This is a genomic window from uncultured Zoogloea sp. (assembly GCF_937894855.1).
Lineage (GTDB): Bacteria > Pseudomonadota > Gammaproteobacteria > Burkholderiales > Rhodocyclaceae > Zoogloea > Zoogloea oryzae.
Map to the genome: position 1 here is coordinate 17,386 of NZ_CALAYQ010000023.1, position 17,719 is coordinate 35,104.

General features: G+C 69.7%; 15 protein-coding genes. 3 read left to right on the forward strand and 12 right to left on the reverse strand.

Annotated elements, in window-relative coordinates; all coding sequences use genetic code 11:
* Positions 1-113 precede the first annotated feature (113 nt).
* Complete coding sequence (locus tag Q0672_RS02090) at positions 114-557, forward strand: hemerythrin domain-containing protein (protein WP_284187652.1); 444 nt, start codon at positions 114-116, stop codon at positions 555-557.
* A 12-nt stretch (positions 558-569) separates the two neighbouring features.
* On the opposite strand, the gene Q0672_RS02095 is transcribed toward Q0672_RS02090, so the two are convergent.
* Positions 570-1,592 carry an ABC transporter substrate-binding protein gene (locus Q0672_RS02095; protein ID WP_298619216.1) on the reverse strand — a complete coding sequence of 341 codons (1,023 nt, stop codon included), beginning with the start codon at positions 1,590-1,592 and terminating at the stop codon, positions 570-572.
* Positions 1,593-1,599: 7 nt separating this feature from the next.
* Between Q0672_RS02095 and Q0672_RS02100 the strand changes: the two genes are divergently transcribed.
* The gene (locus Q0672_RS02100) at positions 1,600-1,926 is read left to right on the forward strand and encodes a hypothetical protein (protein WP_298619218.1); all 327 of its coding nucleotides are present in this window, start codon (positions 1,600-1,602) and stop codon (positions 1,924-1,926) included.
* A 184-nt stretch (positions 1,927-2,110) separates the two neighbouring features.
* Positions 2,111-5,638: an ATP-binding protein gene (locus Q0672_RS02105; protein ID WP_298619220.1), complete on the forward strand. Its 3,528-nt coding sequence runs from the start codon at positions 2,111-2,113 to the stop codon at positions 5,636-5,638.
* A gap of 19 nt (positions 5,639-5,657) precedes the next feature.
* Here Q0672_RS02105 and Q0672_RS02110 read toward each other — a convergent pair whose 3' ends face one another.
* The 11 genes from Q0672_RS02110 to folE2 all read right to left on the reverse strand — a co-directional run bounded on the left by Q0672_RS02110 (position 5,658) and on the right by folE2 (position 17,713).
* Entirely contained in the window at positions 5,658-8,786 is a 3,129-nt protein-coding gene (locus Q0672_RS02110; RefSeq protein ID WP_298619222.1) for a response regulator, read from the reverse strand.
* 92 nt (positions 8,787-8,878) lie between these two features.
* Positions 8,879-10,063 (reverse strand): two-component system response regulator, encoded by a 1,185-nt coding sequence (locus Q0672_RS02115; RefSeq protein ID WP_298619224.1) that lies wholly within the window; start codon positions 10,061-10,063, stop codon positions 8,879-8,881.
* Between the two features lie 138 nt (positions 10,064-10,201).
* Positions 10,202-10,618, reverse strand: coding sequence for a nuclear transport factor 2 family protein (locus Q0672_RS02120; protein WP_298619226.1), 417 nt, complete (start codon positions 10,616-10,618; stop codon positions 10,202-10,204).
* Between the two features lies 1 nt (position 10,619).
* Complete coding sequence (locus Q0672_RS02125) at positions 10,620-11,381, reverse strand: SDR family oxidoreductase (RefSeq protein WP_298619227.1); 762 nt, start codon at positions 11,379-11,381, stop codon at positions 10,620-10,622.
* The gene (locus tag Q0672_RS02130) at positions 11,378-11,908 is read right to left on the reverse strand and encodes a DUF3833 domain-containing protein (protein ID WP_298619228.1); all 531 of its coding nucleotides are present in this window, start codon (positions 11,906-11,908) and stop codon (positions 11,378-11,380) included. Before Q0672_RS02130 ends, Q0672_RS02125 begins: the two co-directional genes overlap by 4 nt.
* Positions 11,905-13,131 carry an MFS transporter gene (locus Q0672_RS02135; protein ID WP_298619230.1) on the reverse strand — a complete coding sequence of 409 codons (1,227 nt, stop codon included), beginning with the start codon at positions 13,129-13,131 and terminating at the stop codon, positions 11,905-11,907. The genes Q0672_RS02130 and Q0672_RS02135 overlap by 4 nt, the downstream gene beginning before the upstream one ends.
* A 1-nt stretch (position 13,132) precedes the next feature.
* The gene (locus Q0672_RS02140) at positions 13,133-13,663 is read right to left on the reverse strand and encodes a chalcone isomerase family protein (protein WP_298619232.1); all 531 of its coding nucleotides are present in this window, start codon (positions 13,661-13,663) and stop codon (positions 13,133-13,135) included.
* A complete protein-coding gene (locus Q0672_RS02145) occupies positions 13,632-14,822 on the reverse strand; it encodes a cyclopropane-fatty-acyl-phospholipid synthase family protein (protein WP_298619234.1) in 1,191 nt (396 codons plus the stop codon). Before Q0672_RS02145 ends, Q0672_RS02140 begins: the two co-directional genes overlap by 32 nt.
* Positions 14,819-15,586: a DUF1365 domain-containing protein gene (locus tag Q0672_RS02150; protein WP_298619236.1), complete on the reverse strand. Its 768-nt coding sequence runs from the start codon at positions 15,584-15,586 to the stop codon at positions 14,819-14,821. Before Q0672_RS02150 ends, Q0672_RS02145 begins: the two co-directional genes overlap by 4 nt.
* 7 nt (positions 15,587-15,593) lie before the next feature.
* Entirely contained in the window at positions 15,594-16,904 is a 1,311-nt protein-coding gene (locus Q0672_RS02155; protein WP_298619238.1) for an NAD(P)/FAD-dependent oxidoreductase, read from the reverse strand.
* An 8-nt stretch (positions 16,905-16,912) separates the two neighbouring features.
* Positions 16,913-17,713, reverse strand: coding sequence for a GTP cyclohydrolase FolE2 (gene folE2 / locus Q0672_RS02160; protein ID WP_298619240.1), 801 nt, complete (start codon positions 17,711-17,713; stop codon positions 16,913-16,915).
* Positions 17,714-17,719 lie beyond the last annotated feature (6 nt).

The window sequence follows — 17,719 nt, forward strand, 5'->3', positions numbered from 1 at the left end:
AAAAATTCTCGAGATTTTTTCATCCCGAGGGGTAACACGGGCCGAGCCTCGGGTTATCCTTGGCACCTCGCCCGCCCAGGGTCGAAGAATGACACGCCAGGAGAACACAGAAAATGACCGATCAACAGGGTTTGCCGTGGACCGACGCCTTCCTGCTCGGGTTCGAGGCCATGGACGACACGCATCGGGAGTTCGTCGAGGTCGTCGACCGGCTGCTGACCTGCCCCGATGACGATCTCGCCGCCGCGATGCGCGCCTTCATCGAACACGCCGAAGCCCATTTCGGGCAGGAGAAGGCGTGGATGGAAGAGACCGACTTCCCGCCCCGGGACTGCCACGTGGATGACCACAACGCGGTGATGGAATCGGCCTATCAGGTGGAAGACCTGGTGCGCTCCGGCGATGTGGAAGTGGGCCGCGAGTTTGCTGCCGAGCTGGCCCGCTGGTTTCCCAGCCACGCGGACTACCTGGATTCGGCGCTGGCCCAGTGGCTGGCCAAGAAGAAACTCGGCGGCGTGCCGGTCGTGTTGCGTCGCAACCTGCCGATCGACCGCTGACCCGTGCCCGGCTTACCGGGAGAGGGTTTCGTCCAGCTTCCGGTAGGCGCCGTCGCGAATCTCGGTGAAGAACACCTTGCGCTGGGTGTCGCCATTGGCGTCGAAGACGATGCGCTGCTGCAGCCCCTGATAAGGCCCGTTGCGCAGCACCGCCGCCTTCACGCTCTCGCCCCCGGCGCGCCTGGAGAGGGCCTCGAACAGCACCATCGCCGCATCGTAGGCCGCCACCGCGCTATAGCCCGGATTCTTCTGGAAGCGCTTGAAGTAGGCCTCGCGGAACTCGTTGAAGCGGGGCGAATCGTCGTCCCGGTCGTAGTTCTGGACGATCAGCAGCCCTTCCACGACCTTGCCGCCCAGCTCGATCAGCTGTTCGCTGGCGGCCCATTCCGAGGCACCGATGGGCAGCGTCGGCGCCTGACGGCGGGCCTGCTGGGCAAGCCGCGCCACGTCGATGGCACCGGCCACGAAGAGCAGGCTGTCCGGGCCCTTCTTCAGCATCGCCCCGACCACCGCGCCGAAATCGGTATCCGGGCGCGATTCGTAGGCCACCTCGGCCACCACCTCGCCGCCCTGTTTGGCAAAGGCGGTGCGGAACTCATTGAGCCACGACAGGGTGAAGAAGCGGTTGCGCTCATCGCAGGCCACGGCCACCTTGCGCTCGCCACGCCGGAACATCACGCGGGCGTAATCCCGGGCGTTGTCACGGGAGGCGCGGTTGATCCGCACCAGGTTGTCATTCTTGCCGACGAAATCCATCGAGGTGACGGTCGGGCTGATCGCCAGCGTATCGTTGCCAGCGAGCACCGGCACCACCACCTCGGCCATGCCGCTGGTGAACGGGCCGATCACCGCCTCGACCTTTGCAGCGACCAGTTCGGATGCGGCTTTGGTCGCCGTCTCCCGGTTCTGGGCATCGTCCCGGACCACGAGCTCGATCTTGCGGCCCTGCACGCCGCCCGCCCGGTTGATCTGCTCGACCGCCAGCACCACCCCGTTGTAGCCCGACTGCCCCACATCCGAGTTCTGGTCAGACAATCCGCCGATGAATCCGATGCTCAGCGGCGCCTCCGGCCCGCATCCCGACAGCAGCAACCCGACCGCTGCAACCAGCACACATTTCAGCAACGACATACCAACCTCTCTGCACTCGCGCACAAGCGCAAGGATACTCGCATACATTACATCAGAATATGCCCATGGAAACACCGGCCATCCCGCAACGGCATCCACAGGTGGCGGCGGAAGCCTCGACTCAAACACGCACCAGACCTGCCCCGCGCACAGCACGATCAAGACCCTGAAGACAAATCCGATAAAGTTTTTTCATATTTTTGCGATAATAACAAAATTATTGTTTTTAACGAGTTGAAATCTCACGATGGGCCGTGCGACCGCCTCACTCAAGTCCGCCCAGGACGGGCCGTCTACAAAGGGTGCGCGTATCGGACGCCCGCGGGCTCGGCAACGCCACCCTCCGCCGGCTGATTCCGCGCTGCGCACGCCCATCCAGACACCAAGCCTCATCGACCCAGGCCGCCGAACGGATCTACACAATGTCTCCCCGTTCCCTGCTCGCTAACCGTCAGCATCGCTGGCGTGCATCCCTGCGCCTGCGGCTCGTCGCCCTGGGGCTGGCGCCGCTGCTGATCGCCTTTCCGCTGATCCTCGCCACCCTGCTGCTGGTGGGGGACGCGCGCTTCACCGACCTACTGGAAAGCAGCTCCCGCGGCAACCTCGCCAGCGCTCGCAACTACATGGATCAGGTACGGGCACAAACGCTCCGGCACGTGGAAGAAGTGGTTCAGGTGGAGCGGATCGCCCACTTCCTGTCCGCCCACGGCGAGCATGTGACGCGGGACCCGATCCCCCTCCTCGACCAGTACCTCGCGTCCCGGGCCGAAGTTGCCCGGCTGGACTACCTGATCATCGCTTCCCCGGATGGCCGGGTGATCGCCTCCAGCACCGGCCTCGCGCCGGGCAGTCGTCTGCCGGGCAGCTTTGCGCTGCGCCAGGCGGCCGCCGGGGTCGCCACCGCCCGCTACGCGCGCTTCGAGGCGGCCGAGCTTGGCGCCCTCTCGCCTGATCTGCCGGCCCGCGCGCGGGTCGAGGTCACCGACCGCGAGGGCGCCCAAGCCGAGACCCGCGGCCTGATGATCGAGGCCGCCGCCCACCTGCCGCTCAGCAACAGCTACGCCGACGCGATCCTGGTGGGCGGGATGCTGCTCAACAACAACGTGCCGATGATCGACCGCATCCGCGATGTGGTCTTCCCGGTCGCCGCCAACGCCACCTCGAACGACGGCGTCACCACGTTCTTCCTCGACGATCTGCGCGTGGCCACCACCGCCGCCCTCGGCAGCGACATGCGCGCCATCGGCACCCATGCGCCGGAGGCCGTCCGCACCACGGTGCTGGAGGGCGAGAAAACCTGGGCCCAGCGCACGCTCATCGGCGACCAGTGGCACATTGCAGGCTACGAGGCGCTCCACGACGGCGAGGGGCGCCACATCGGGATGCTCGGCACCGGCTTTCCCGAACACCGCTATTCCCGGGAGCGCTGGCTGCTCACCGGCAGCATCGGCGGCCTGCTGGCCCTGGCGATGCTCGGGCTGTCGGTGTCCTTCCTGTACGGCGCCCGCAACATCACCCGCCGCCTGAGCGCGATCTCCGACACCATGACCGCGATCCACCAGGGCGAGCACAGCGCCCGCGTCCCCCGGGACGACGAGGTGGATGAGATCGCCCAGCTGGCGACCCACTTCAACAACCTGCTCGACTCCCTCGACTGCCAGCGGCTTGCCCACCAGCAGGCCCAGCGGGGCGTTGCCGAGGAGGCCTCGCGCCGCCGCGCCCTGTTCGAGATGGCCCGGGACGGCATGGTGGTGCTCAACGAGGACTGCAGCGTCTTCGAGGCCAACCTGCAGTTCGCGGCGATGCTCGGCTATCGCCCCGAAGAGCTCGCCCGCCTTCACGTGTGGGACTGGGAAGCCCGCTTCTCCAAGAGCGAGCTGCTGCCGATGATCCGCAACGTGCGCGCCGACGGCGAAACCTTCGAGACCATCCAGAAACGCAAGGACGGCAGCGTCTATGTGGCCGAGGTCAAGTCGAGCCGCGTCGAATGGGGCGGCAAGACCTACGTGATGTGCTCGGTGCGCGACATCACCGAACGCCAGCAGATCGCCAGCGAACTCGAAGCCCACCGCCACCACCTCACCGACCTCGTCGAGCAGCGCACCCGCGAACTCGCCGCCGCGAGGGACGAGGCCGAAAGCGCCAACCGGGCCAAGAGCGCCTTCCTGGCCAACATGAGCCACGAGATCCGCACTCCGATGAACGCCATCATCGGGCTGTCACACCTGCTCCAGCGCGAGATCCGCGAGCCGGTGCAGCTCGACCGGGTCGAGAAGATCGGCTCCGCCGCCCAGCACCTGCTGCGCATCATCAACGACATTCTCGACCTGTCGAAGATCGAGGCCGACAAGATCACCCTCGAAGCCATCGACTTCCCCCTGCGCAACACCCTCGAGAAGGCCACCAACCTCATTCGCGAAAGCGCCAACCAGAAGCAGCTGCCGGTAGTGGTGGATATCGACCCCGAGCTGCCGGCTTTGCTGCGCGGCGACCCGGTGCGCATCGAGCAGATCCTCGTCAATTTCCTGTCCAACGCGGTGAAGTTCTCGGGCCATGGCGCAATCACCCTGCGCGCCATCCGCCTGCCCGGCACCGGCAGCGGCGTCGATCTGCGGCTGGAGGTCGAGGACCACGGCATCGGCCTCAGCGAAGCCCAGCAGATTGCCGTCTTCCGCGCCTTCGAGCAGGCCGACAACTCCACCACCCGCAAGTACGGCGGCACCGGCCTCGGGCTGGCGATCAGCAAACGGCTGGCCGAGCTGATGGGCGGCGAGATCGGCGTGCGCAGCGCCGAGGGCGCCGGCAGCACCTTCTGGCTGCGCCTGCACCTCGAAGCAGGCCAGGCCATCCAGCGCAGCGAAGGCCCCGCCGACCCGCTGCCCGGCGAGTTCTCCGACCCCCTGCGCCGCCTGCGCGAGCACTACGCCGGCCGCCGCATCCTGCTGGCCGAGGACAACCCCCTCAACCAGGAGATCGCCTGCGAGCTGCTCAGCGACGCCGGCATCAACGTGGAGCTCGCCGAGGACGGCCAGCAGGCTGTGGACAAGGTGCGCGACAGCGGCAGCTTCGACCTGATCCTGATGGACCTCAGCATGCCCGTGATGGGCGGACTCGAAGCCACGGCCGCCATCCGCGCCCTGCCCGGCGGCGCCACCGTGCCCATCGTCGCGATGACCGCCAACGCCTTCGACGAAGACCGCAACCTGTGCCTCGCCGCCGGCATGAACGACCACGTGCCCAAGCCCGTCGACCCGGACGTGCTCTACCAGACCCTGCTGCGCTGGCTCCCCACCGGCGCGCTGGCGGGCCCCACGCCAGCACCAAAACCCGAAACCCAGCCCAGCCTGGGCGACATCGACGGCCTCGACGTGGCGATCGGCCTGCGCACCATGCGCGGCCATGAAGAACGCTATCGGCGCATCCTCGGCGTGTTCGCCCGCTCCCACCGGGCCGATGCCACGACGCTGCGCCAGATGCTCAACGACGGCCAGCTGCCCGAGGCCGAACGGGCCGCCCACAGCCTCAAGGGCAGCGCCGGCTCGATCGGCGCCATGCGGGTGGCCAGCACCGCCGCCGCCCTCGAAAAGGCCATCCGCGACAAGGCCCCGACCGACCAGCTGGAAGCCGGCATCGCCACCCTCGCCACCGAGCTTGCCCAGCTTGTGCCGGCCATCGAGGCCACGCTGCAATCCGGTGCCCCGGCACCCGCCCCCCAGGTCAGGCCGGCCGATCTGCAGGAAGTGCGCCGCGTCGGCAGCGAACTGTCCCGCCTGCTGTCCGATGACGACATGCAGTCCGCCACCCTGTGGCGCACCCACGGCGACCTGCTGGCAAGCCTGCAGCCGGACACCGCCCGCCAGATCGGCGACGCCATCGAGAACTTCGAGTTCGAATCCGCCCACCAGATGCTGGACGAGCTGATCGCCCGGCACGCGCCCCAGGAGCACTGAAGCCGGCTGAGGGCGCGCGTCAGATCGGGATGTCGAGGCTCGCCGCGGCTTCGGTCAGGCAGCTCAGGGCCAGGCCGAAATCAAACGAACGCACCGCCTCGGCGAGCACCGGAAAGCGGTGCCCCAGCCCCGCCCGCAGCATCGCCTCGTGGGCATCGAGGGTCTGGTTGGCGGAGAAGTCATCGTCGGCCAGCTCCCGCGCCAGACGCGCGCAGGCGGCCTGCAGCTCGTCCGGATCCACGGCCACCGGCGCCGGCAGGCGGCGCTCGCCGGGCAGCGCCGCCACGATGGCCGCCACCAGCGCAGTCAGCCGCCGGCTGATCTCGGCCTGCAGCGGCACCATCACCACCAGCCGCTCGCGCTTGCGCACGGCCAGCTCGAAACGGGCCACCAGCTCGCTCAGCCCGTAGGCGCCGATCTGCGCCGCCACGCCCTTCAGGGTGTGGGCCAGCCGCTCGGCGGAGAGCCAGTCCACATCCTGCAGCGCCGACGTCACATGGGCCGGAAAATCCCCCTGCCCGCTGACGAACTTGCCCAGCAGGGCGATGTAGAGGGATTCCCGCCCGAGGGCATTGCGCACCCCGGCCGGCACGTCCAGTTCGGCGATTGCCGCAAGCCGGGCGATCACCGCGCCGGTTCCGGTCGCCGGCGCTTCGGCTTCAGCCCGGGCGCCCGCCACTGGCGCGGCCATGCCGCTGCGGGGCTTGATCCAGCGCAGCAGCGTGGCCCACAGCGTGGCCGGGTCGATGGGCTTGGCCACGTGATCCTGCATGCCGGCCGCGAGGCAGCGCTCCCGGTCGCCGGACATCGCGTTGGCGGTCATCGCCACGATGGGCAGCCAGGCCAGATCGGGCTGCTCGCGGATCGCCCGGGTGGCCGTGAGCCCATCCATCACCGGCATCTGCATGTCCATCAGCACCAGGTCGTAGGCGCCGGCCGAGACCTTCTCGACCGCCACCGCCCCGTTGTCGGCCACATCCACCTCAAAGCCGGCGTGAGCCAGCATCTCGGTGGCCACCTGCTGGTTGAGGTCGTTGTCTTCCACCAGCAGGATGCGCGCACCGGCGATGGCGCCCAGCTCGGCCGCCGGCAGGGGCGGCGGGGCCGTGCCCACAGCCGCCGCGCGCTCGCCGGCGTCCTCGCCGGCCAGGAGGCGCAGCACGGTGTCGAACAGCAGCGACGCGGTGACGGGCTTGATGAGCACGTCGTGGATATCCACGCTGCCCGCCGAGCGGATCAGCTCCTCCCGCCCGTAGGCGGTGACGATCACCAGCCGCGGCGGCTCGGCGAGCTTCAGGTCGCGGATGTCGCCGGCGGTGGCGATGCCGTCCCGGTCGGGCATCTGCCAGTCGAGGAAGACCACCGCGAAGGGCGCGCCGCGGGTTTCGGCGTCGCGCACCGCATGCAGCGCCGCGCGCCCCGAATCCACGGCGGTGACCGCAAAACCCATGCGCCGGAGCATGTCGGCGAGCACGTCGCGGGCGTTGGGGTTGTCATCCACCACCAGCACCGGGCGCCCGGCCAGATCGGCCCGCGGCACCAGCCGGCGCGGCTGAGCCGCCCCCCGGCCGAAACAGGCGGTGAACCAGAAGGTGGAGCCGACGCCCGGAATGCTGTCCACGCCCACCTCTCCGCCCATCAGCTCGGCCAGCCGCTTGCTGATCGCGAGCCCGAGGCCGGTGCCGCCAAACTTGCGGGTGGTGGACGAATCGGCCTGCTCGAAGCTGCGGAACAGCCGGCCGCGCTGGTCGTCGGTGATGCCGATGCCTGTGTCGGTGACCGACAGGCGCAGGCACGGCCCGTCGTCCCGCATCTCGGCGAGCCGTACGCGGATCGTCACCTCGCCGCGCTCGGTGAACTTCACCGCGTTGTTGGCAAAGTTGATGAGGATCTGTCCGAGCCGCAGCGGGTCGCCGACCAGCTCGCCGGGCACGTTGTCGGCCACATCGACGATCAGCTCCAGCCCCTTCTCGGCGGTCTTCTCGGCGATCAGGCCGGTGACGTTGTCGAGCACCCGGTCGAGGGAGAAGCCCACGTGCTCGATCACCAGCTTGCCGGCCTCGATCTTCGAGATGTCGAGGATGTCGTTGATGATGCCCAGCAGGTGCTGGCTGGCGGCCTGGATCTTGGTGAGGTAATCCCGCTGGCGCCCGGAGAGGCTGGTCTGGAGCGTGAGGTAGGCCATGCCGACGATGGCGTTCATCGGAGTGCGGATCTCGTGGCTCATGTTGGCGAGGAAATCCGACTTCACCCGCACGGCTTCTTCGGCCAGGGCCCGGGCGCGCTGCATCTCCTCGGCCGCGGCGCGCTCGGCGGTGATGTCCTCGATGATCCCGACCATGCCCTTGGTCGGGTCGGCCGCGTCGATCGCCCGGCCCGACATGCGGACCCAGAAACGGCTGCCGTCGCGGCGCTGGACTTCCTGCACGCGCTGGTGGGTCTGGCCGCGCCACACCTGGCTGCGCACCTCCTGCCCGGTCTCGGCCCAGTCTTCTTCGCTGCAATACCAGATGCGGGTGAACTGACCGACCTGCTCCCCCGGGGCGTAGCCGAACATCTCGTCCATCCGCCGGTTGGTGCGGACGATCCGCCGCTCCTTCAGCACCACGATGCCGACGCTGGCCGAATCGAGGATCGCCGCCTCTTCCTCGATGGCGGTGGCGAGATCGGCAGTGCGCCGGGCCACCTCGGCCTCCAGCAGGCTGCTCTGGTCCAGATCGGCCTGGCGGCGGGCGGTGATGTCCCGGGCCAGCACGATGAAGCGCGTGGTGCCGGCGCCCGGGCGGGCGGTGACGGCCAGCTCGAACCAGTGGGTCTGGCCGCCGGCCTCGATCTGCAGGGTGCGGCCCATGTCGCTGCCGTGGGCGTCGGCGGCCGCCAGGGCTGCCGTCAGGATGGCAGCGGGCTCGGGCGCCAAAAGGGTGCGGATGTCGTGTCCGGCAAGGGGCCCGGGCTGGTCGGCGAAAAGGGCGGAGTGGCGGACGTGGGCGTCGAGGCAAAGGCCGTCACGGTCCAGCTCAAGGTAGGCGTCGGGGAGCGCGTCGAGGGTGCCGGCAAGCTGCTCGCGGGCGTCGGCGGCATCGGTGGCCTGCCGTGTCAGCCGGCGACGGCGGAAGGCAGTGGTGCCCGCCAGGCCGCCCTGCCGCACGCGCCATTCCGCGCTTCCTGAATCGGATCGGACACGGCGGGAGCAGCGCATGGGGGGCGGCTTTCAGTGAGGCGGACGGGGCGGAGACGGGATCATCGCGCCTGCTCCGCGTCTTCCGGCATCGGGTCAGCAAGGCGCACGGCGATATCGGCAAAGGCGTCGCGACACGCCATGAAGGCGTCCACCACGTCCGGGTCGAAATGCCTGCCGCGGCCGTCGCGGATGATCCGGGTGGTCTCCTCGAGGCTGAAGGGCGGCTTGTACACGCGGCGGGTCATCAGCGCGTCGAACACGTCGGCCAGGGCCATCAGGCGGGCCGACACCGGGATGTCATCACCGGCCAGGCGCTGCGGGTAGCCGGAGCCGTCCCACTTCTCGTGGTGGCCGAGGGCGATCTCCCGCGCCACGCCCAGAAACTGGAAGGCCCGCGAAGCTCTTTCGGCCGCATCGGCGCCGGCGCTGGCCGAAGCCTGCTCCATCGCCTTGCCGATGGCGTCGGCGCCGATGGTGGCGTGGTGCTTCATGATCTCGAATTCTTCGTCGGTCAGCTTGCCCGGCTTGAGCAGGATGCCGTCGGGGATGCCGACCTTGCCCAGGTCGTGGAGCGGCGCGGCCTTGACGATCATCCCCAGGCGGTCACCGGCCAGCGCGTCACGGAAGCGGTCGTGGTCGGCGAGGCGACGGGCCAGCAGCTCCACGTAGGTCTGGGTGCGCACGATGTGCAGGCCGGTCTCGTTGTCGCGGGCCTCAGAAAGACAAGCCAGCGCGCGCACGCTGAGATCCTGAATCAGCAGGTTCTCACGCATCCGCCGGGCCACTTCGCCTTCGAGCCACTGGTTCTCGACGGACAGCCGGTCGCGGGCCTGCTTGAGCTCCAGGTGGGTGCGCACCCGGGCGAGCACGATGGCCGGGTTGATGGGCTTGGTGATGTAGTCGACGGCCCCCAGCTCGAGGCCGTGCTCCTCGCTCTCGACACCGTGCATGGCGGTCACGAAGATCACCGGGATGTTGCGGGTGGCGGGGTCGGCGCGCAGGCGTTCCATCACTGCGTAGCCGTCCATGTCCGGCATCATCACGTCGAGCAGGATCAGGTCGGGGCGTGGCTGCAGCCCGGCGGCCCGCAGGGCACGCTCGCCGGAGTTGGCCGCGCGGACGCGGTAATAAGGCTGGAGAAGCTCGCCGAGGATGGTCAGGTTCTGAGGCGTGTCGTCCACGATCAGGATGGTCTGGCCCGGCTTGTTTTCGACCGGTTGCGGGGAGCTGCCGTTGCTGATCATGACCTGCCTCGATTGGGAATGCGGGGGTTCGACCGTGCCCCGGGGGTGCGCCGGGTCGCCAATGTGGCACAGCGTACCACCGCTCCCATTATCGGCAGCATGCTCCGGGGCTTTAACCCGGACGTCACGGCGCGCGGTTCAGGCCGCCAGCTTGCGCCGCAGCAGCGTCATCAGCAACTTGATGCCGGGCAGCTTGCTGTAGAGCTCACCGGCGGCATCCCAGTAATCCCGGTGGAAATTCACCCGGCCGTCGTCGTCAAACTTGAGGTGGGACACGCCCTGGATCACCTGCGGCGGCCCGCTGCGCCGGAAACGGAAGTGGAAGGCCCACACCAGCACCGCCCCGTCGGCATCGGCCACCTTTTCGAGCACCACGAAGCGCGGCGTCTCCACCTGCCGGAACATGTGCCGGAAGATGCGCTGGATCGCCCGCACGCCGCGCACGTCGTTGAAGGGGTCGGTGAAGGTGGCGTCCTCGGTGTAGAAGGCCGGCAGGCGGACGACGCTCTCCTCGGTGAGGCTCTCGTAAAAGGCGATCAGGGCGTTCAGGCTCATCTCAGGCTCCGGTCCGCCGGCGCACCAGCGGGAAATACCAGCGGTAAGGCAGCAGCGCCAGCAGCTTCATGATGCGGGTGAAGCGTTTCGGGAAATCGATCTCGAAGCGCCCCGTGGCGAACCCCGCCACCAGCGCCGCGGCGGCGGCATCGGGGCTCATCAGCGCCGGCATGGCAAAGTCGTTGCGGGCGGTGAGCCGGGTGGCGACGAAGCCGGGATTGACCACCCACACGCCCACGCCCTTCGGCGCCAGATCGAAATGCAGGCATTCGGCAAAGTGGATCAGCGCCGCCTTGCCCGGCCCGTAGCACAGCGCCCGGGGCAGGCCGCGGTAGCCGGCCACGCTGGCCACGAAGGCGATCCCGCCACCGGGCTGCAGATCGCCCAGCACGCAGGCGGCGAGGCGCATCGCCCCGCCGAAGTTGACCGCCACCACCCGCTCGGCCACCGCCAGATCGAAGCTGGCAGCGGTCATCGGCACGTAGTCGCCGGCGAGGTAGATCACCAGATCGACCCCCTGCCACGCGGCAACGAGGCTGTCCCGGGCGGCCGCCAGGGCTGCGGCGTCGGTGGCGTCGCAGGGCAGGATCAGCACCTCGGCGTCGCCCAGATCGAGCCCCGCCAGCCGGTCGGCGCTGCGGGCGGTGAGGGCCAGCCGCGCCCCCAGCCCGGCCAGATGCTGCGCCAGCGCCGCGCCGATGCCGCTGGAGGCGCCCACCAGCCACACCCGCCGGCCGCGCCAGTCAGTGATCTTCGGGTTCATGACCCGGGCCGGCGGACGAAGGTGAGGGTCACCTCGCCCAGCCGGAAGCCCCATTTCGACATGTACGAGCGGTTCATCATCACCTGCCCGTCCATCAGGAACATCCAGTCATCAAAATCCACGTGATAGGTGCGGCCATCCACCGGCAGGGCCAGCACGTAGCGCCAGCGCAGGGCGTTGCCGGCGAGCTCGCCGGTGGCCTCGCCGACCACGTCGTCGGCGCGGCCCCGGTAGGTGCCGTCGGGCTGGCGGGTGAGCGTCCACACGCGGCGCGAGGTGCTGCCGTCGGACCACTGGAAGTGCTCGTCGAGCACGCCGGTGTCGCCCTCCCAGCGGGCGTCGATCACCACGTGGAAGCGCTTCTTCACCTCACCGGAGCGCCCCTGGAACATCCCCCAGCCATCAACGGTGCCGTTGAGGTAGGTGCGCAGATCGAGCACCGGGGTTTCGGCCTTGTACTGTTCGACGCCGGGCGAGGCGCAGGCGGTGAGGCCGAGGCACAGGGCCGTGGCAAGCAGGGTTTTCATGATGTGATCTCCAGCAGGTGGCGCCAGCGCCACAGGAGCGCCGCCGCCACCGCCTTGAAGGCCAGCGGCAGCAGCGCGTAGGTGAAGCTGAGGGCGGGCAGCCCGGTGCCGCTGCCCGGTTGATAGCCCAGCCACGCCAGCAGCGGCAGGGCCAGCCCGGCGGCGAGGGCCAGGTTGAGTTTGGCGGCGAGGTTCCACACCCCGAAGCAGGCGCCGGCCCGGCCCTGACGTTCGCCCAGGTCGGCGGCGATGGCGGCGGGCAGCGCCAGATCGGCCCCGAGTGCCAGCCCGGAGGCCACGCAGACCAGCGCAAAGCCCGCCACGTCGCCGGCCCCCAACCGGGCCGCCCAGCCGAAGGCGAGCATCGCCAGCCCCATCGCGCCGAGCCAGGCGGTCACCCGGCCGTGCCGCGCGGCGAGCCTCACCCACAGAGGCAGCGACGCCGCGCCGGCCAGGAAGTAGGCCACCAGCAGCGGCCCGCCGGCGGCGTCGGCCTCAAGCACGTCGGCCACGAAAAACGGGAACAAGGTGGCCGGCAGCGCCGCGGCCAGGCCGTTGGCGACGAACACCGCCAGCAGGCGCCGGAAGGCGGCATCGCCCAGCGCGCCCCGCAGGCTGGCCCCGACCGGCTCGGCCAGCGCGGCGACGCGCCCTGCCGCCGGCCCTACGCCCACCAGCGTCGTCACCGCGGTCACCAGCAGCAGGGGCGGCAGCACCCAGCCCAGCCGGCCGAGGCCGGTGTTGTGATCCGCCGCCAACAGCCCGGGCAGGGCCGCGGCGAGCACCACGCCGGCAAGGCCGAAGCCTTCCCGGGCGGCGGTGAAGCGGGTGCGCTCAGCCGAATCCGGCGCGATGTCGGCGCCCCAGGCCTGGTAGGCCACGGTGGCCGCCGAGAAGCCGAGATAGGTAAGCGCCAGCGCGCCCAGCAGCCAGGCGGCGGCGTGGCTGGCGGGCGGATTGACGAGGGCGGCGAAGCCGGCGGCAAAGGGCAGCAGCGCCACCGCGAGCATCCCGCGCCGGGGCAGCCGGTCGGCCAGCCAGCCCAACCAGGGGTCGATGCCGGCGTCGAGGAGGCGTGCGCCCAGCAGGATCGCCCCCAGCAGCGCCAGCGGCAGCCCGGCGGTTTCGGCATACAGCCGCGGCACATGCACATAAACCGGCAGCGCGGCAAAGGCCAGCGGCAGGCCCAGCAGGCCGTAGGCAAGGGCGCGGCGGGCGGGCATCTCAGCCTTCCGGCCGACGCAGCAGGGCGGCGCGCAGATCCGGGGCGCTGGTGCGGGGGTCGAGCCAGATGCCAAAGAAGCGGCGGGCGAATTCCGGCTCCGGGATCTCGCCCAGAGGCCGGCCGTTGAACAGGAAGCTCGCGCCCTCCGGCCGATACACGCCGACGATGTGGTCGCCGGGTTTCACGTCCGGGCAGAGCCGGGCCATCTCCGGGCCCCAGCGGCGCAGCAGGGCTTCGTCGGCGCCAAGCTGGCGCATCTCCTTCACGCTGGCGTCGGCGATGGCGCTGCCGGCGATGTTGCGCCGGTAGTCGAGGCGCAGGGCCAGCGGCGGACGAACGGGGTCGTCGTTGCCCCACAGGGTGGCCTCATAGACGAGGAAGCCGAAGCGCCGGAACTCGCCCTGCCCCCAGCGGCGCAACCCGCGGACGGGCGCGGCCGGCTCGGCGGCGAAGGCCGGCAGCCACGGCCAGATGGCCAGCGCCAGCAGCAGCCGGCGCCTAGCGGTGGACGAGTTCAAACTGGACCACATCGACGCTGCCGGCCCGGAAGCCCGCCTCGCAGTAACCGAGATACATCCGCCACAGGCGGCGGAAGGTGTCGTCGAAGCCCAGCCGCTCGATGCGCGGCCAGTTGGCGTCGAAGTTGGCGCGCCACTGGGCGAGGGTCACCGCGTAGTCGTGGCCGAAGGCGAACTCATCCTTCACCGCCAGCCCGGCCTTTGCCGCCACCGCGCGGAAGGCCTTGCGCGACGGCAGCATGCCGCCGGGAAAGATGTACTGCTGGATGAAATCGGTGCCCTTGCGGTAGCGGGAGAAGAGCTCGTCGTGGATGGTGATGCTCTGCACCAGCGCCTTGCCGCCGGGGGCGAGGTTGCGGGCGATGGTGCGGAAATAGCTGGGCCACCAGCGCTCGCCCACCGCCTCGAACATCTCGATGGAGACGATGTGGTCGAAGCGCTCCTTCACGTCCCGGTAGTCCTGCAGGCGGATGTCGGCCTCGGGCACCCGGGCGCGGCTCCAGGCCTGCTGGGCCGGCGACAGGGTGAGGCCGGTGACCTGGGCGCCGCGACGGGTGGCGAGCTCGGCAAAACCGCCCCAGCCGCAGCCGATCTCGAGGATGCGCTGACCGGGTTCGGGGTCGAGGCGGCGCAGGATGCGGCGGTACTTGGCCTCCTGGGCGGATTCGAAGGTCGGCTCCAGCGCCTCGCGGTACAGGGCCGACGAGTAGCTCATGCTGGGGTCGAGCCACAGGCTGTAGAAGTCGTTGCCCAGGTCGTAGTGGGCCATGATGTTGCGCTTGCTGCCGGCCCGGCTGTTGCGGTTGAGCCAGTGGCGCAGGCGCGCCGACAGCAGCTCGCGCCACGAGCCGTAGAGTGCCTTCTTGAGCACGTCGCGATTGGCGGCGAGCAGGGTGAGCAGACCGGGCAGATCGGGCGAATCCCACAGGCCGTCGATGTAGGCTTCGGCGAGGCCGATGTCGCCCCGGGCGAGGATCTGGCTGAACACGGCCTTGTCGTGCACCTGCAGCGTGACGCCCCGGTCGCCGTGGCCGAAGAGCACGCAGGAGCCGTCGGGCAGGCGCACCTCCAGCGGGCCGCCTTCGAGCTTGTCGAGCAGGTCGAAGACGGTGCGGGTGTCGCGGGACGAGGCATCGCGGGCAACGCCGCGCAGGATCATCGTGTTGTTCATTTTGTCGATTCCCGTAGGGCTGGGTTGGCGGGGCGGGCGCCGAGGAAGGGCACGCCCTTCCACCACAGGCGCAGGGCCTGCCAGTGGATGCGGGCGATCACGCCCAGGGTGAGGAAGGGCATCCGCGCGAGGACGGCGGCGAGGGCGCGGGTCGTCCACGCCCGCGGACGGCCGCTGATGGCGGTGGCGAGGAGCTCGCCTTCGGCGTCGTCGTAGTCGATGTGCACGGCCTGCACGCTGCGGCCGAGCTGGAAGCGGAAGCGGTAGCTGCCTTCCACGCGGTTGAAGGGCGAGACGTGGAAGACCTTGTCGGCGCCAAACTCGTCGGCGTCGCAGATGGGCGCGCCGTCCGGGTGGTGGAGCAAATAGGCGTGGCGGCCGCCGAACGTGTTGTTCACCTCGGCCAGCACCGCCACCAGCAGGCCGGCGCGGTCGTGGCAGAACCAGAAGCTCACCGGGTTGAACACGTAGCCGAACACGCGCGGAAAAGTCTGCAGGACGATCTCGCCATCCGGCGGCAGGCCGCGGGCGCGCAGCAGGGACTCGATCCACGGCAGCAGCGGGCTGCCGTCGCGGGGGCCGTGGTCGGCGGTGCGAAAGCCGAGGAGGTTCCAGCGCTCGACGCCGAAGATCGCCCGGCGGGCGGATTCGAGCCGGCGCAGGGGCAGCCGCACGAAGAACACCGGATACACGAAGGCATGCATCGCCGGGCGTAGCCGGCGGTGCATCACGTGGCCGACGAAGAGTGACGGAGCGGTGTCCATGGGGCGCTCAGGCCATTTCGGCCTGGCGGACGTCAGCCGGCGCTGCGCCCTGCCATGGGGCCATCACGCCGAGCCGGTTGGCCACCGCCAGCGCCGAGCGCAGGCCGTCTTCGTGGAAGCCGAAGCTGCCCCAGGCGCCGGCCAGCCACACGCCACCCTCCCCCTGCACCGCCGGCAAGCGCTGCTGGGCGGCGATGGCCGGGCCGTCGAAGATCGGGTGGGCGTAGTCGAACTCGGCGATCACGCTCGCGGGGTCGGGCTCCCGCGCGGGGTTGAGGGTGACCACCACCGGCGTGCGGAAGGGCAGCGGCTGCAGGCGGTTGATGAGGTAGGACACGCCCACCGGCTGATGGCCCGGCTCGCCGCGGCCGGCAAGGTAGTTCCACGCCGACCACAGGCGCGGATCACGGGGCAGCAGCGCCTTGTCGGTGTGCAGTACGGCGCGGTTGGGCTGGTAGCGGATCGCCGACAGCAGCTCGCGTTGGGCGGGGCTGGCGGCGTCGCCGAGGATCGTCAGGGCCTGGTCGCTGTGGCAGGCCATCACCACCTGGTCGAAGGTCTCGGTGCCGTGGCGATGGGTGAGTTGCAGGCCGGCCCCGCTGCGGCGCACCGACGTCACCGGGCAGGCGAGCCGCACGTCGTCGAGCTGGGCGGCGATGCGCCGCACGTATTCGCGCCCGCCGCCCTTGACGGTGCGCCACATGGGCCGGTCGAAGATCTGCAGCAGGCCGTGGTTGTGGCAGAAGCGGATGAAGGTGGCCAGCGGCATGTCGAGCATCTGGCCGGTGGGGCAGGACCAGATGGCGGCGGCCATGGGCAGCAGATACCAGTCGGCGAAGGCGCGGGAGTAGCGCCCCTCGGTGAGGAAATCCCGCAGCCGGCGGTCGTTGTCGGGGTTGGCGTCGAGCCAGGCGGTGCACTCGCGGTTGAAGCGCAGGATGTCGGAGAGCATCGCCCAGAAGCGCCGGCGCACCAGGTTGCGCTTCTGGCCGAAGATCGTCGCCAGGTTGCTGCCGGCCCATTCGAGGTTGGGCGATTCGAGGCTGACCGCGAAGGACATCTCGGTCTCGACGCTCTCCACGCCCAGCAGCGCAAACAGGGCGATGAGGTTGGGGTAGGTCTTCTCGTTGAACACCAGGAAGCCGGTGTCCACCGGATGCGTGCGCCCTTCCAGCGTCACATCCACGGTGTTGGTGTGACCGCCCAGGTAGTCGCCGGCCTCGAAGAGGGTCACCGCGTGCTGGCGGCCCAGCAGCCAGGCGGTGGCGAGGCCCGAGATGCCGGCCCCGACCACGGCGATGCGTTGCTTTGCGTGCATGGCGCGCCTCAGGGGTTGCAGCCGTACAGCTCGGCGTAGGCGGAGTGGTTGTGGATGGACTCGAAGTTCTCGGAGGCCACCTTCCATTCGGCGATGCGCGGCTCGGCGGCCATGCGCAGGGCGATGTCGCGCACCAGATCCTCGACGAACTTGGGGTTGTCGTAGGCGCGCTCGGTGACCCACTTTTCATCCGGCCGCTTGAGCAGCCCGAAGACCTCGCACGAGGCTTCATCCTCGGCGATGCGCACCAGCTCCTCGATGTCCATCGGCGCGCGCAGGCGGGCCTCCAGCGTGATGTGGGAGCGCTGGTTGTGGGCGCCGTAGGCCGAGATCTTCTTGGAGCACGGGCACAGGCTGGTGACGGGCGCGACGACCCGCAGGGTGAGCCGGGGCGCCTCGTTCTCGAGCCGTTCGGCGATCAGGGTCACGTCGTAGTCGAGCAGGCTCTCCACGCCAGAAACCGGCGCCGCCTTTTTGATGAAGTAGGCGAAAGCCATCTCGATGCGTCCGCTGGCGGCATCCAGGCGCAGCAGCATCTCGTCGGCCATGGCCAGCAGGCCGGCGTGGTCGAGGGCGCCGTCGCGGGCTTCGAGCAGCTCGACGAAGCGCGACATGTGGGTGCCCTTGACCTCCGGCGGCAGGCCGACGCTCATGGTCACGGTGGCAACGGAGTTCACCGTCTCGCCGCCGGCAGCCCGCCAGGCGAGGGGGTAGCGCAGGCCCTTCACGCCCACCTGGTGGATCGCCAGCCGGCGATGATCGACGGAGGACTGCACGTCGGGGAGAAAAAGGGACTCGGGGGCATTCATCGGGGC